Raw genomic sequence first — 13,052 nt, forward strand, 5'->3', positions numbered from 1 at the left:
GGCCCGCGCGCCGGTCTACGGTGCACGCGCGGGCCCATGAACACAGAAAGGCATTCCCCATGTCCATCAGCGTGACTCCCAAGGCCGCGAACCAGATCCGCAAGGCGCTCGCGCAACGCGGCGGCGGGCTGGGCCTGCGCCTGGCGGTGAAGACCAGCGGCTGCTCCGGCTATGCCTACGCGCTGGAGTTTGCCGACGAGCTCGGCGCCGAAGACCTGCGCTTTGACAGCGAAGGCGTGACGCTGCTGGTGGACGCGGCCAGCCTGCCCATGATCGAAGGCACCCAGCTCGACTGGGTGCGCGAAGGCCTCAACGAGGGCTTCAAGTTCAACAACCCCAACGCCAGCGCCACCTGCGGTTGCGGCGAGAGCTTCGCCGTCTAAGAAGGAGCAAGGCCATGGCCCTGTTGCAAATCGCTGAACCCGGTCGCAGCGCCGCCCCCCACCAGCACCGCCTGGCCGTGGGCATAGACCTGGGCACCACGAACTCCCTGGTGGCCACGGTGCGCAGCGCCGTGCCCCAGGTGCTCAGCGACGAGCAGGGCCGTGCGCTGCTGCCCTCGGTGGTCCACTACGGCGCCTTCGGCGGCGTGACGGTAGGCCACGAGGCCCAGGCCCTGGCCGCCTCCGACCCGCTCAACACCATCGCCTCGGCCAAGCGCCTCATAGGCCGGCGCCTGGCCGACGTGCAAAAGGCCATGCTGCCCTACGAGCTGCAAGCCCTGTCCGACACCGCCGTGGGCGTGCAGACGCGCCAGGGCGTCAAGAGCCCCGTGGAGGTGGGCACGCAGGTGCTGCGCGCGCTGCGCGAACGCGCGGAAGGCGCGCTGGGCGGCGCGCTGGTGGGCGCGGTGATCACCGTGCCTGCCTACTTCGACGACGCGCAGCGCCAGGCCACCAAGGACGCCGCGCAGCAGGCCGGGCTGCACGTGCTGCGCCTGCTCAACGAACCCACCGCCGCGGCCGTCGCCTACGGCCTGGACAAGGGCAGCGAAGGCACTTTCGTGGTCTATGACCTGGGCGGTGGCACCTTCGACGTGTCCGTGCTGCGGCTGCAGCGCGGCGTTTTCGAAGTCATCGCCACCAACGGCGACGCCATGTTGGGCGGCGACGACTTCGACCACCGCCTGGCCGAACACTTCATGGCCGCCACCGGCGGCTGGACTTCCGAAACCGGCGCGCTGCTGGCCGCGGCGCGCAGGGCCAAGGAGGCGCTCAGCGAACAGGAAGCCGTCGACATGCGCTGCCTGCGCGCCGACGGCAGCGAGGCCGTGCTCACGCTCACCCGCACCGCTTTCGACGAGCTGACCCGCCCCCTGGTGGAACGCACCCTGGGCCCGGTCAAGCGCGCGCTGCGCGACGCCAAGCTGCGCGTCGAAGAGGTTGACGGCGTGGTGCTGGTCGGCGGCTCGACCCGGCTGCTGCAGGTGCGCGCCGAAATCGAAAAGCTTTTCGGCAAGCCCCCGCTCACCGACATCGACCCGGACCAGGCCGTGGCCCTGGGCGCGGCCATCCAGGCCGACCAGCTCGCGGGCAACCGCACCGGCGACGGCCTGCTGCTGCTGGACGTGTGCCCGCTGTCGCTGGGCATCGAGACCATGGGTGGCCTGGTCGAGAAGATCATCCCGCGCAACAGCAGCGTGCCCGTGGCTCGCGCACAGGACTTCACCACCTTCAAGGACGGCCAGACCGCCCTGGCGCTGCACGTGGTGCAGGGCGAGCGCGAGCTGGTAGGCGAGTGCCGCTCGCTGGCGCGCTTCACGCTGCGCGGCATCCCGCCCATGGCCGCCGGCGCCGCGCGCATCCGCGTGAGCTTCCAGATCGACGCCGACGGGCTGCTCTCCGTGAGCGCCGTCGAGCAGATTTCCGGCGTGCAGGCGCACGTGGAAGTGAAGCCCAGCTACGGCTTGGCCACCGAGACCGTCACCGGCATGCTCAAGGACGCCATGAGCGCCGCGGCCGACGACAGCGCCGCGCGCATGCTGCGTGAGGCGCAGATCGACGCCCGCCGCCTCATCGACGCCACCGAAGCCGCGCTGCGCGAGGACGGCGAGGCGCTGCTGCAGCCGCAGGAGCGCCAGGAAATCCTGGCCGGCATGCAGGCCGTGGCCGACCTGCTGGCCGAAAGCGCGTCGCTGGACGGCACGCAGGAAGACTGGCGCCGGTTGCGCGACGCGCTGCGCGCCGCCTCCACCGCGCTCAACAACATCACCACGCCCTTTGCCGGACGGCGCATGGACGTGCGCATACGCCAGGCCCTCTCGGGCCAGCGCATGGACCAGATCGCAGCCTGAGGCCCGCCACCATGAGCACCGAAGCCAAGGACGCCACCGCCACCAAGCCCGTGGTGCTCACGCACGTCCGCGTGCTGCCGCACCCTGACCTGTGCCCCGAGGGCAAGGTTTTTGAGGCCAAGCCCGGGCGCAAGCTGGTGGACACCATGCTGGACAACGGCATCGCCATCGAGCACGCCTGCGAGAAGGTGGGCGCCTGCGCCACCTGCCACGTGCACGTGCGCGAGGGGGCCCAATTCCTCGCCCCGGCCGACGAAGAGGAAGAGGACCAGCTCGACGACGCCTGGGGGCTGGACGCGCAGTCGCGCCTGTCCTGCTGCGTCAAGGTCAAGGGGCCGGAGCTCGTCATCGAGCTGCCCAAGTTCACGCGCAACCACGCGCGCGAGCGCTGAGGCCAGCGCGGCAGCGGCAGGGCCGCTGTCCAAGGGTCTCAGGGGCAGGCGTGCATCAGGGTGCGCTGGCGTCCAGCCGGCGCGCCAGGCTCTCGGCCGTGAATCGCTCCACGAGGAAATCCACGAACGCCCGTGCCTTGCCCCCTTGCGGCGCATCCGCGGCATGGGCCACGGCGATGGTGCCGGCGTCCGCCCACCACTGCGGCAGCAGCCGTACCAGCGCGCCGCGCCGCAGGGGCAACAGGACATCGGCCAGCGGCAGCAGCGCCACGCCCAAGCCCAGCAGGCAGGCTTCGCGCACGGCGGTCGGATCGTCGAAGACCAGGGTCTCCGACAGCAGGGCCTGCTGCGCAGAGCCGTCGGCCTGGCGCATGGACCAATGCCGCACCCGGCCACCCGCCGGCGGGCGCAGCACGATGCCGTCCAGCGCCGCCAGCCGCGAAGGGAGGTTGGGCGCGGCACGCCCCGCCATGTAGGCCGGCGCAACCACCGCCACCAGATGCGCTGGCGCCAGCGTCCGCGTCACCACGCCGGAGCCAAGCTCCAGCCCCGGGCCTATGGCCACGTCCAAGCCCTCGGCCACCAGGTCCACGGCCCTGTCCTCGAAATGCCACTGCGGCTGGAGCCGAGGCCATTGCGCACGAAACTCCGGCAACAGCGGCAGCACATGGGCCAGGCCGAACGCGCGCGCCATGCTGACCTTGAGCACGCCGCCGCCCGCGTCGCCCTGCGGACCGATATCGGCCATGGAAGCCCGCAGCGCCCGCAGCGGGCCGTCCACGGAGGACAGGAAGCGCTCGCCCGCCTCCGTCAGCTCCAGCCGCCGCGTGGAGCGGTGAAACAGCCGCACCCCCAGGCGCTGCTCCAGTTGCCCCACGTTGCGGCTCACCGCGGCAGGCGTGAGCCCAAGCTGCCGCGCCGCCGCGGAAAAACTGCCGGACTCGGCGGAACGCACGAAGGATTCAAGATTGGCCAAGCTTTCCATGGGCGGCGACTTTAAAGCGCCGCTTGAAAGCCTCCGGCGGGATTGCCTGCAAAACTCACGCAAATCCCATGCTGTGAAATCCGAAGCGCGTTTCGAGCGGTCGGCTGGTGCTCAGAAGCACTCGTCTTCGAGCTTCTCCAGCAGCGCCAGGCCTTCGGCGTCGCCCTTGGCCTCGAACAACTCGCGCACCGGGTTGACGAAGCTGGAGAGCAGCAGCAAGTCGTCGAAGCGCGGGCCCAGCGTGGCGGCACGGCGCTTGTGGAAGTAGCTCCAGAAGGCATCCAGCGGCTCGCCTCCCAAGGTGTAGCGGTCTATGAGCGCCATCACGCGGCGCGTGTTGCCTTCGCAATCGATGCCCTGGAAGGACACGTAGCGGTCGGTGGCGCCCTGGGCGTGGGGCGTCGGGGTTGGCGAGTCGCCGGTGGCGGCCTGAGCAGCGGACTGTGAATTGCGGCAGATGCAGGACATGGCTGAAAGCGCGTTGGGTTGCGATGCCTGCAAGGCTAGGGCGCACGCGCCACCGCCGTCTGTCGCGCAGCGGACGTTTCACGCGCCTCGCGCGCGGCGTCTCGCGCCGTGCCCTCGCGCAGCCAGGCTTCCAGGCGGGCCAGGTCGGGAATGAAAAGCTGCTGGCGGCCCTGGCGGCGCACCAGCCCGTCCCGCTGCATCTCGCCCAGCACGGCCGACACCGTCTGGCGCCGCGAGCCCAGCAGCAGCGCGATGTCGGTGAGCGACATGCGCAGCGGCACCACCCAGCCGCCGCCCTGGTCCGCCGCAACGCTGCCGCGGCGGCGCGCGCTGTCCAGGAGAAAGTGCGCCAGGCGCTGGCGTGCGTCCCGAAACGCCAGGTTCTCGACGATGGCGATGGTGCTGCCCAGCAGCGTGCCCAGCGTTCGCATGATGGCGCCCACGGCCGCAGGAGCCCGCGCCAGGCAGGCCGTGAAATGCCGCGTCTCGATGAGGCTCAGCTCCGTGGGCTCTACCGCCATCACGAAGGTGGGCGTGTGCGTGGTGAAGAGGGTGCCCGGCTCCAGAAAGGCCAGCGTGAGCTCGCGCTGCTCGTCGGCCAGGTAAATGCGCAAGCGGCCGCTGCGGACGATGAACACGCTGTTCACCGCGCCTCCCGGCATGCTCACCATCTGCCCGCGCGCGAAGCGCCGCGGCGTGAACTCGCCCAGGAACGCCGTCCCGGCGGGCGATTGGAGAAACTGCACGAAATCGCTCGGATTCATGGCACGCCTGTGCGCAACAAGCGGGCCACCACGCTGAAATGCCTTTGACGCCACGGTGCAAGGCCGCGGCTTGATGCAGGGCAAGCCGCAGACACTCCAGCCGATCGCCGCACGTTCGCCCTGTAGGTAAGACGACAAAACACACATCCCCCGGCGCGGGGGCACAACAGCGAAAAAACGCTTGCCAGTCAATGGCTTAAGGGGCACGAAGGACATGGCACGGGGCTTGCGAACGCCCCGGCCACGACGTCCGGAAACCGGAGCCCCCATGAAGCCAATCAGTTTCGTTCTCAACGACACCACCCTGCGCGACGGCGAACAGACGGCAGGCGTGGCGTTCACCGACCTGGAGAAGCTGGCCATCGCCAGCGCGCTGGACGAAGCCGGCGTGGGCGAGATGGAAGTGGGCATTCCCGCCATGGGCCAGCAGGAGGTGGAGCTCATCCGCACCATCGTCTCCAACGTCAAGCGTGCGCGCACCATGGTGTGGGCGCGCATGACGCGCACCGATCTGGAAGCCGCGCTGCGCTGCGGCGCGCACATCGTGCACATGTCGGTGGCCGTGTCGGACCAGCAGATCCAGGGCAAGCTGCGCCGCAACCGCGCCTGGGTACTGGCCACCATCGCCGAGTTCGTGGACCGCGCCCGCGACGCCGGCGCCACGGTCAGCGTGGGCTTCGAGGACGCCTCGCGCGCCGACCCCGCCTTCATCTGCCACGCCGCGCAGGTGGCGCAGGCACACGGCGCCATACGCGTGCGCTACGCCGATACGCTGGGCGTGCTGGACCCGTTCGCCACCTACGAGCGCATCTCCAGGCTGCGCGCCGAAACCGACCTGGACATCGAGATCCACGCCCACGACGACCTGGGCCTGGCCACGGCCAACACGCTGGCCGCGCTGCGCGCCGGCGCCACGCACGCCAGCACCACCGTCAACGGCCTGGGCGAGCGCGCCGGCAACGCGGCGCTGGAAGAAGTGGCCATGGCTGCGCGCCACCTGTACAGCGTGGACTGCGGCGTGGACATGCGCCAGCTTCCGATGCTCTCGCAACTGGTGGCGCAAGCCGCCAACCGGCCGGTAGCCGCGGGCAAGAGCATCGTGGGCGCGGCGGTGTTCCGCCACGAGTCCGGCATTCACGTCGACGGCCTGCTCAAGGACCGCGGCAACTACGAAGCCTTTGCCCCCGAGGAACTGGGCCGCACGCATGAGCTGGTGCTGGGCAAGCACTCGGGCACGCACGGCGTGCGCGCCGCCTGCGCACGCCTGGGGCTGGCGCTGGGCGATGGCCAGGCCGAGCAACTGCTCTTGCACATCCGCGACCTGGCCGTCACCCGCAAGCAGCCCCTGACCGACGCCGACCTGCGCCACCTCTACCTCAACACCGCCATGCGGCAGCACTTGGCCGCCTGAACGGAACCACCCCGGGAGACCCCACATGGACTCGTTCACCCAGCGCCTCAAGGCCCTCTCCAGCGCCGAGGATTTCCTCAATTTCTTCGGCGTGCCCTTCGAGGAGCGCACCGTGCACGTCAACCGGCTGCACATCCTCAAGCGCTTCTACCAATACCTGCACAAGACCGAAGGCCTGGCCGGGCTGGACGAGGTGGAGCTGTTCCGCCGCTACCGCGAGCTGCTGGTGCAGGCCTACCAGGACTTCGTGTCCTCCACGCCCGCCAAGGAAAAAGTGTTCAAGGTGTTCCAGGACACCGACGGCACCCAGCACGTGCAGCTGAGCTCGCTGCGCGACAGCCTGGCCGAGCGCCGCGCCGCGCGCGCCGCGGGCTGAGCGACACCCCACTCAACAGCCTCAAGAGCCGATTCTCAGGAGAACAGTTGCCATGCACATCGTCGTCTGCATCAAGCAGGTGCCGGATTCGGCGCAGATTCGCGTCCACCCGGTCACCAACACCATCATGCGCCAGGGGGTGCCGGCCATCGTCAACCCCTACGACCTCTTCGCCCTGGAAGAGGCGCTGCGCCTGAAGGACCAGTTCGGCGGCCGCGTCACGGTGCTGTGCATGGGCCCCCCGCAGGCCGAAGATGCGCTGCGCAAGTGCCTGAGCTTCGGCGCCACCGACGCCATCCTCGTCACCGACCGCTCCTTCGCCGGCGCCGACACGCTGGCCACCAGCTACGCGCTGGCCGCGGCCATCCGCAAGATCAGCCAGGAGCAGCAGGTGGACCTGGTGTTCACCGGCAAGCAGACCATTGACGGCGACACCGCGCAGGTCGGCCCCGGCATCGCCAAGCGCCTGAACATGAACCTGCTGACCTACGTCAGCCGCATCGTCGAGGTGGACCTCGACGGCCGCCGCATCAAGGTCGAGCGCCGCGCCGAAGGCGGCGTGCAACTGCTCGACACGACGCTGCCCTCGCTGATCACCATGCTCGAAGGCACCAACGAGATGCGCTTCGCCACCATGGACGACATGCTGCGCGCCGGCCGCTGCGAAGTGCGCCGCTGGAACAAGGACGATGCCGGCATCGAAGACGTCACCAAGATCGGCCTCAAGGGCTCGCCCACGGTGGTGAGCAAGGTGTTCGGCCCGACGCCGCGCAGCGAGAAGGCCGACATGATGGTTGTGGCCGATACCAGCGTCAACGACGTCTGCCTCAACCTGCTGCAAAAGATTTTCACCACGCACCCGACGCTCGAAGAAGAGACGGTCGAGCGCCTGAGCGCTTGATGAGTGCCCAAGTCAGGAGAACGACATGAGCGAAGCTGCCAAGCCTGCCGCCCGCCCCGCCGCGCGCGGCGGTCGCAATACCGAGCTGCCCGAGCACCTGAAGTGCTACAAGGGCGTGTGGGTGTTCGTGGAACACGACCGCGGCCACGTCAACCCGGTGAGCTGGGAACTGATGGGCGAAGCCCGCAAGCTGGCCGACAAGCTGGGCGTTGAAGTCAGCGGCGTGGTCATGGGCGGCCCGGACGAGACGCTGGACGCCTTCGCCAAGGAGGCCTACGCCTACGGCGCCGACCACTGCTACATCATGCGCGACCCGGTGCTCAAGGGTTACCGCAATGAGCCCTTCACCAAAGGCCTGACCGACCTGGTCAACAAGTACCAGCCGGAAATCCTGCTGCTGGGCGCCACCACCATGGGCCGCGACCTCGCCGGCTCCGTGGCCACCACGCTGGGCACGGGCCTGACCGCCGACTGCACCGAGCTCAACATCGACGGCCGCGCGCTGGCCGCCACGCGCCCCACCTTCGGCGGCTCGCTGCTGTGCACCATCATGACGCTGGCCTACCGCCCGCAGATGGCCACGGTGCGCCCGCGCGTGATGCGCATGCCCCGGCGCGACGACACCCGCACCGGCGACATCATCGAGATGGCGCTGGGCATGGTGGAGACGGACATCGTCACCAAGCTGCTGAGCTTCATCCCCGACGCCGAGCGCAACACCATCAACCTGGCCTACGCGGACATCATCGTCTCCGGCGGCAAGGGCCTGAAGAACGCCGACAACTTCAAGCTCGTGTGGGAACTGGCCCGCGTGCTGGGCGCCGAAGTGGGCGCCACGCGCGCCGCGGTGCAGGCCGGCTGGGCCGAGAACGAGCGCCAGGTGGGGCAGACGGGCAAGACCGTGCGTCCGCGCCTGTACATCGCCGCGGGCATTTCCGGCGCCATCCAGCACCGCGTGGGCATGGAAGGCGCCGACGTGATCGTTGCCATCAACACCGATCCCAACGCCCCCATCTTCGATTTCGCACACTACGGCATCGTCGGCAACGCGATGCAGGTGCTGCCCGTGCTGACCCAGGCGTTCCGTACGCACCTGGAAAAGCGCATCCGCAAGGTCGCCTAAGGAGCGCACATGGCCAAGCAAGCCAAGGAAAAGTTTGACGCCATCGTCGTGGGTGCGGGCGCGTCGGGCAATGCCGCCGCCTACACCATGGCCAAGGCCGGCCTGAAGGTGCTGCAGATCGAGCGCGGCGAGTACCCCGGCAGCAAGAACGTGCAGGGCGCCATCCTGTACTCCAACGCGCTGGAGAAAATCATCCCGGATTTCCGCGATGACGCGCCGCTGGAGCGCCACATCATCGAGCAGCGCATCTGGGTGCTGGACGACAAGTCCTTCGTCGGCACGCACTACCGCAGCGATGACTACAACAAGCCGCCCTACAACCGCTACACCATCATCCGCGCGCAGTTCGACAAGTGGTTCTCGTCCAAGGTGCGCGAGGCCGGTGCGCTGCTCATCTGCGAGACCACCGTCGAAGAGCTGCTCATGGACGGCAAGCGCGTGGTGGGCGTGCGCTGCGACCGCATCGGCGGCGAGGTGTATGCCGACGTGGTGGTGCTGGCCGACGGCGTGAACTCCACGCTGGCGCGCAAGGCAGGGCTGCACGGCGAGATCAAGGCCGACAACGTGGCGCTGGCGGTCAAGGAGATCCTCTTCATGCCCGAGGAGGTCATCCAGCAGCGCTTCAACATCAAGGACGAGGAGGGCGTGGTCATCGAAATGATGGGCACGGTCACCGAGGGCATGGTGGGCACGGGCTTCCTCTACACCAACAAGGACTCGCTCACCATCGGCATCGGTTGCATGCTCTCCGACTTCAAGGCCAACCCGCAGCGCACCGCGCCTTACGCGCTGCTGGAAAGGCTCAAGAAGCATCCGAGCATCGCCCCGCTGATCGAGGGCGGCGAGATGAAGGAGTACACCGCGCACCTCATCCCCGAGGGCGGCTTCCACGCCGTGCCGCAGGTGTACGGTGACGGCTGGATGATCGTGGGCGACTCCGGCGGCTTCGTGAACGCCGCGCACCGCGAAGGCTCCAACCTGGCCATGACCACGGGCCGCCTGGCCGGCGAGACCGTGATCGCCGCCAAGGCCGCGGGCAAGGACATGACGGCCTCGACCCTGTCGGCCTACAAGAAGTCGCTCGACGAGAGCTTCGTCATGAAGGACCTGCACAAGTACCGCGACATGCCGCAGGTGCTGCACACCTCGCCGCAGTTCTTCAACGCTTACCCGTCGCTGCTCAACCGTGCCGCGCAGACCATGTTCACCGTGGACGGCATCGACAAGAAGACGAAGGAAAAAGAGATCTTCGGCAGCTTCCGCTCCGCCCGGCGCCTGGGCGGCCTCGTCTCCGACGCATTCAAACTTTGGAAGGCCTTCCGATGAACGCCGTCGTCGTCAACGTCGAAGAAAAGCTGTTCCAGAACCGCTACAAGGTCGACCACGGCCGCCCGCACATCAAGATCAAGAATGCGGACGTCTGTTCCAACGAGTGCAAGGGCCAGCAGTGCACCTTCGTCTGCCCGGCCGCCTGCTACAAGGCCGAGGGCAACCGCACGGTCACGCTGATCACCGACGGCTGCCTGGAGTGCGGCAGTTGCCGGGTGGTCTGCACCGAGCACGCCAACGTCGCGTGGGAGTATCCGCGCGGCGGCCACGGCATCCTTTTCAAGTTCGGTTGAGCACATTGCATGAATGACGTTGAACGCTTCCTGGCCCACGCCGTCCAGCTTGAACGCGAGGCGGCCCGGCGCTACGAGGAACTTTCCGCCGCCATGGGCACGGATGGCAATGCGGAGCTGAAGGCCTTCTTCTCCAAGATGGCCCGCTATTCGCGGCAGCACCTGGCGCAGGCCAAGGCCCGTGCCGGCTTCCGTGACGTGCCGCCGCTGGGCCGTGACGAGTACGTCTGGCCCGAGGGCACCTCGCCCGAGACGGCCGACTGGGTGGGCGTGGATGCCCAGATGGGCGCGCGCGAGGCGCTGGAACTGGCGCTTGCCAGCGAACGGCGCGGCCATGCGTATTACGCCGCCATCGCCGCCACCACGGCCGACCCTGAGGTGCGCCTGCTTGCGCAGGAGTTCACCGACGAAGAGGCAGAGCACGTGGCCGAGCTGGAAAAGCTCCTGGCCCGCTGCGCCGCCTGAAGGCTGGTTGGCCCTGGCACGCCGCTGCTTTTCGCCCGCGGCTCCCACCGGGCCAATCCCATGCCGCCGGCTGCACTTAACGCAGCCGGCGGCACTTTTGTTCCCGGAACACACATTTTGAAGGTCCGTTCGGACCTCATTTGCGTTGCATCAAAAGCCGCGTAATACGTCACGAGCGTACACGCCCCAGTGGCGTGTTTTTTGCGCGTTGACATGGGTCATGCCCGCCGTCGCCATACCCATGCTCGATGCTGAAGCAGCCGTGCACCGGAGCGTTGCAGCAGGCACCGCAAACGCTCCGAACCCACGCAAGGAGGTCAGCCATGTCCAGTCGTTCACCCGGTGAACAGCGCACCCATTTGGAGCTGGTGACCATTTACGAGATATGCCGCCTGCTGGGGGCCTCGCTGGACATCAGCCGCACGTTCCGTGCAGCGCTCAACGTGTTGACGGCCCACCTCGATCTGCCCAAGGCCATGATCGTCACCGCCGCCGAGGACGGCACCGCGCTGCAGGTTCACAGCAGCGTGGGCCTGACCCGCGAGCAGGCCCAGCGCGGACGCTGGGCCGTGGGCGAGGGCGTGGTCGGGCGCGTCTACGCCACCGGCATGCCCGTGGTGGTGCCCGATATCGCAAACGTCGAGGAGTTCGTGGACCGCACGGGAGCCTTCAGTGCGCCCGGTGACGGGCGCATGCTGGCCTTCATCGTCGTTCCGCTGAAGAACGACGGCGCCGTCACCGGCGTGCTGGCCGCACAGCGCGAAGTGCAGGGCGGCGCGCGCCTCACCGAAGACCAGCGCCTGCTGACCATGGTGGCCACGCTGCTGTCGCAGGCCATGATGCTGCACGAGACGGTGCGCGAGGAGCACCGGCGGCTGCAGCAGGAATCCATGCGGCTGCAAAAGGCGCTGCAGCGCCCGCAGCAGCGCACGCGCTTCGCGCTGGACAACGTGGTGGGCGATTCCGTCCCCATGCAGCAGGTGTTTCTTGAGGTGCAGCAGGCCGCGCCCTCGCGCGCCACGGTGCTGCTGCGCGGCGAAAGCGGCACGGGCAAGGAGGCCATTGCGCGCGCCATCCACTTCCTGTCGCCGCGCAAGGACGCCCCCTTCATCAAGGTCAACTGCGCGGCGCTCACCGAATCGCTGCTGGAAAGCGAGCTCTTCGGCCACGAGAAGGGCGCCTTCACCGGCGCCGCGGGCGAACGCAAGGGCCGCTTCGAGCTGGCCCACGGCGGCACGCTGTTCCTGGACGAGATAGGTGACATCTCACCGGCCTTCCAGGCCAAACTGCTGCGCGTGTTGCAGGAGCGCGAGTTCGAGCGCGTGGGCGGCAGCCGTGCCGTCAAGGTGGACGTGCGCCTCATCTGCGCCACCAACCGCGACCTCGAAAAAATGGTGCAGCGCGGCGAGTATCGGGCCGACCTCTACTACCGCATCAACGTCGTCTCCATCTTCCTGCCCCCGCTGCGCGAGCGCCGCGCCGACATTCCCGCCCTGGTGACCCACTTCCTGGAGCGCTTCAACAAGGAGAACCGGCGCAAGCTGCGCATGACGCAGGAGGCCATGGAAGTACTGGCCAGCTGCTACTGGCCCGGCAACGTGCGCGAGCTGGAAAACTGCGTGGAACGCACCGCCACCATGGTGCAGGGCGACGTGATACGCGACCTGGCCTTCCCCTGCCGCCAGAACCGCTGCTTGACGCAAACGCTGCACTTCGTCGAGAAGGCCGACGCCGTGTCACCGGTCATCCCGCGCCTGAACCCGGCGCCACCGCCACAGCAGCCCCACAGCCCCATCGTCCCGCCATCGCCCGCCTCCAATAGCTGGTCGGAAGCGCCCCAGGAAAGCGACGTCCATGTCGCCGTGGGCGAACGCTCCGATGGCGTCACCACCATAGGCCCCACCGTGCACGTGCGCGCGCCCAGCGAGCGCAACGGGGCCAGCGGCGCCAGCGGCGGCGGCGCCGCGCCGCAGGGCGAGCGCGAGCGGCTGATCTGGGCCATGGAGCAGTGCGGCTGGGTACAGGCCAAGGCGGCAAGGCTGCTGCGCGTGACGCCCCGCCAACTCGGCTACGCGCTGCTCAAGCACCGCATCGAAGTGCGCAAGTTCTGATCGTGCCGCGGCGCGGCGGCAGCGCCGCCGCGCCGGCCGTGAAGATTTCACTGCCGTCCGCCGACCCAGAAGGCTGCCGCGGCAATGTCACGATCCCATCACACCCTGCTTTCCACCGCTGCTACCCTGAGCGGTTGCGCT

The 13,052-nt window shown here is 68.5% G+C and carries 14 protein-coding genes; 11 read left to right on the plus strand and 3 right to left on the minus strand.

The genetic code is table 11. The features are described from left to right. Nucleotides 1-59 precede the first annotated feature (59 nt). Genes SM757_RS17490 through fdx form a run of 3 tightly spaced genes read left to right on the plus strand, consistent with a single transcriptional unit; the run spans nucleotide 60 to nucleotide 2,685 of the window. Complete coding sequence (locus SM757_RS17490; protein WP_066341906.1) at nucleotides 60-383, plus strand: HesB/IscA family protein; 324 nt, start codon at nucleotides 60-62, stop codon at nucleotides 381-383. A gap of 14 nt (nucleotides 384-397) precedes the next feature. Continuing rightward, complete coding sequence (gene hscA / locus SM757_RS17495; protein WP_066341905.1) at nucleotides 398-2,293, plus strand: Fe-S protein assembly chaperone HscA; 1,896 nt, start codon at nucleotides 398-400, stop codon at nucleotides 2,291-2,293. Nucleotides 2,294-2,304: 11 nt separating this feature from the next. Further along, nucleotides 2,305-2,685, plus strand: a complete 381-nt coding sequence (gene fdx, locus SM757_RS17500) for an ISC system 2Fe-2S type ferredoxin (RefSeq protein ID WP_322466463.1) — start codon at nucleotides 2,305-2,307, stop codon at nucleotides 2,683-2,685. 55 nt (nucleotides 2,686-2,740) lie between these two features. Here fdx and SM757_RS17505 read toward each other — a convergent pair whose 3' ends face one another. The 3 genes from SM757_RS17505 to SM757_RS17515 form a co-directional block, all read right to left on the minus strand. Next, nucleotides 2,741-3,670, minus strand: a complete 930-nt coding sequence (locus tag SM757_RS17505; protein WP_322466464.1) for a LysR family transcriptional regulator — start codon at nucleotides 3,668-3,670, stop codon at nucleotides 2,741-2,743. 111 nt (nucleotides 3,671-3,781) lie between these two features. After that, entirely contained in the window at nucleotides 3,782-4,138 is a 357-nt protein-coding gene (cowN, locus tag SM757_RS17510) for a N(2)-fixation sustaining protein CowN (protein ID WP_157119245.1), read from the minus strand. 35 nt (nucleotides 4,139-4,173) lie between these two features. Next, on the minus strand, nucleotides 4,174-4,902 hold the full coding sequence (locus SM757_RS17515; RefSeq protein WP_322466465.1) for a Crp/Fnr family transcriptional regulator: 729 nt from the start codon (nucleotides 4,900-4,902) through the stop codon (nucleotides 4,174-4,176). A 268-nt stretch (nucleotides 4,903-5,170) separates the two neighbouring features. On the opposite strand from SM757_RS17515, the gene nifV reads away from it, so the two are divergent. The 8 genes from nifV (at nucleotide 5,171) to nifA (ending at nucleotide 12,911) form a co-directional block, all read left to right on the plus strand. After that, the gene (gene nifV, locus SM757_RS17520) at nucleotides 5,171-6,313 is read left to right on the plus strand and encodes a homocitrate synthase (protein ID WP_322466466.1); all 1,143 of its coding nucleotides are present in this window, start codon (nucleotides 5,171-5,173) and stop codon (nucleotides 6,311-6,313) included. 25 nt (nucleotides 6,314-6,338) lie between these two features. Beyond that, a complete protein-coding gene (gene nifW, locus SM757_RS17525; RefSeq protein ID WP_066341899.1) occupies nucleotides 6,339-6,689 on the plus strand; it encodes a nitrogenase stabilizing/protective protein NifW in 351 nt (116 codons plus the stop codon). A gap of 52 nt (nucleotides 6,690-6,741) precedes the next feature. After that, nucleotides 6,742-7,590 (plus strand): electron transfer flavoprotein subunit beta/FixA family protein, encoded by an 849-nt coding sequence (locus SM757_RS17530; RefSeq protein WP_066341898.1) that lies wholly within the window; start codon nucleotides 6,742-6,744, stop codon nucleotides 7,588-7,590. A 25-nt stretch (nucleotides 7,591-7,615) separates the two neighbouring features. Beyond that, on the plus strand, nucleotides 7,616-8,713 hold the full coding sequence (locus SM757_RS17535; RefSeq protein ID WP_066341897.1) for an electron transfer flavoprotein subunit alpha/FixB family protein: 1,098 nt from the start codon (nucleotides 7,616-7,618) through the stop codon (nucleotides 8,711-8,713). A 9-nt stretch (nucleotides 8,714-8,722) separates the two neighbouring features. Further along, the gene (locus SM757_RS17540) at nucleotides 8,723-10,039 is read left to right on the plus strand and encodes an FAD-dependent oxidoreductase (RefSeq protein WP_322466467.1); all 1,317 of its coding nucleotides are present in this window, start codon (nucleotides 8,723-8,725) and stop codon (nucleotides 10,037-10,039) included. Beyond that, nucleotides 10,036-10,335, plus strand: coding sequence for a ferredoxin family protein (locus SM757_RS17545; RefSeq protein ID WP_322466468.1), 300 nt, complete (start codon nucleotides 10,036-10,038; stop codon nucleotides 10,333-10,335). The genes SM757_RS17540 and SM757_RS17545 overlap by 4 nt, the downstream gene beginning before the upstream one ends. Before the next feature lie 9 nt (nucleotides 10,336-10,344). Further along, nucleotides 10,345-10,800, plus strand: coding sequence for a ferritin-like domain-containing protein (locus tag SM757_RS17550; protein ID WP_322466469.1), 456 nt, complete (start codon nucleotides 10,345-10,347; stop codon nucleotides 10,798-10,800). A 323-nt stretch (nucleotides 10,801-11,123) separates the two neighbouring features. Beyond that, entirely contained in the window at nucleotides 11,124-12,911 is a 1,788-nt protein-coding gene (nifA, locus tag SM757_RS17555; protein ID WP_322466470.1) for a nif-specific transcriptional activator NifA, read from the plus strand. Nucleotides 12,912-13,052 lie beyond the last annotated feature (141 nt).

Origin of the sequence: Azohydromonas lata (assembly GCF_034427735.1) — a bacterium.
Classification (GTDB): Bacteria; Pseudomonadota; Gammaproteobacteria; order Burkholderiales; family Burkholderiaceae_C; genus Azohydromonas; species Azohydromonas lata.

Coding starts and splice junctions, on each gene's coding strand:
- SM757_RS17490 (WP_066341906.1), top strand. CDS start 60: ATGTCCATCAGCGTGACTCCCAAGGCCGCGAACCAGATCCGCAAGGCG.
- hscA (WP_066341905.1), top strand. CDS start 398: ATGGCCCTGTTGCAAATCGCTGAACCCGGTCGCAGCGCCGCCCCCCAC.
- fdx (WP_322466463.1), top strand. CDS start 2,305: ATGAGCACCGAAGCCAAGGACGCCACCGCCACCAAGCCCGTGGTGCTC.
- SM757_RS17505 (WP_322466464.1), bottom strand. CDS start 3,670: ATGGAAAGCTTGGCCAATCTTGAATCCTTCGTGCGTTCCGCCGAGTCC.
- cowN (WP_157119245.1), bottom strand. CDS start 4,138: ATGTCCTGCATCTGCCGCAATTCACAGTCCGCTGCTCAGGCCGCCACC.
- SM757_RS17515 (WP_322466465.1), bottom strand. CDS start 4,902: ATGAATCCGAGCGATTTCGTGCAGTTTCTCCAATCGCCCGCCGGGACG.
- nifV (WP_322466466.1), top strand. CDS start 5,171: ATGAAGCCAATCAGTTTCGTTCTCAACGACACCACCCTGCGCGACGGC.
- nifW (WP_066341899.1), top strand. CDS start 6,339: ATGGACTCGTTCACCCAGCGCCTCAAGGCCCTCTCCAGCGCCGAGGAT.
- SM757_RS17530 (WP_066341898.1), top strand. CDS start 6,742: ATGCACATCGTCGTCTGCATCAAGCAGGTGCCGGATTCGGCGCAGATT.
- SM757_RS17535 (WP_066341897.1), top strand. CDS start 7,616: ATGAGCGAAGCTGCCAAGCCTGCCGCCCGCCCCGCCGCGCGCGGCGGT.
- SM757_RS17540 (WP_322466467.1), top strand. CDS start 8,723: ATGGCCAAGCAAGCCAAGGAAAAGTTTGACGCCATCGTCGTGGGTGCG.
- SM757_RS17545 (WP_322466468.1), top strand. CDS start 10,036: ATGAACGCCGTCGTCGTCAACGTCGAAGAAAAGCTGTTCCAGAACCGC.
- SM757_RS17550 (WP_322466469.1), top strand. CDS start 10,345: ATGAATGACGTTGAACGCTTCCTGGCCCACGCCGTCCAGCTTGAACGC.
- nifA (WP_322466470.1), top strand. CDS start 11,124: ATGTCCAGTCGTTCACCCGGTGAACAGCGCACCCATTTGGAGCTGGTG.